The sequence below is a fragment of the Cobetia sp. SIMBA_158 genome (genome assembly GCF_046566945.1).
Taxonomy (GTDB): Bacteria; Pseudomonadota; Gammaproteobacteria; order Pseudomonadales; family Halomonadaceae; genus Cobetia; species Cobetia amphilecti.
Genome location: NZ_JAWJYL010001241.1, coordinates 1 through 229 on the forward strand (window position 1 = coordinate 1; position 229 = coordinate 229).

The following is a 229-nucleotide window of genomic DNA, read 5'->3' on the forward strand; positions in this document are numbered from 1 at the left end:
ATTAATATTATAGAGTGTAATAAAACAAAAAAGGGGACATCTCTACTGATGTTTTTCTATGTGCAATGTTATTTGGGTCATAGCTCGAGTGATATGTTTTTTTACAGACTCTTGGCTCATATCTAGTTTTAAGCAAATTTCTTCCCGGCTTAAACCTTCTAAGCGTCTAAGTTCAAAAACTTTTCTCCGCAATGGGGGAAGTTCATCAAGTGCTTGTTTAACGAGTTTT

General features: G+C 34.5%; 1 protein-coding gene. It reads right to left on the minus strand.

The window, feature by feature from the left end:
* Positions 1-42: 42 nt before the first annotated feature.
* Positions 43-229 (minus strand): RNA polymerase sigma factor (locus R2R70_RS23690; protein ID WP_410979446.1); only part of this gene is annotated, 187 nt, incomplete at its 5' end.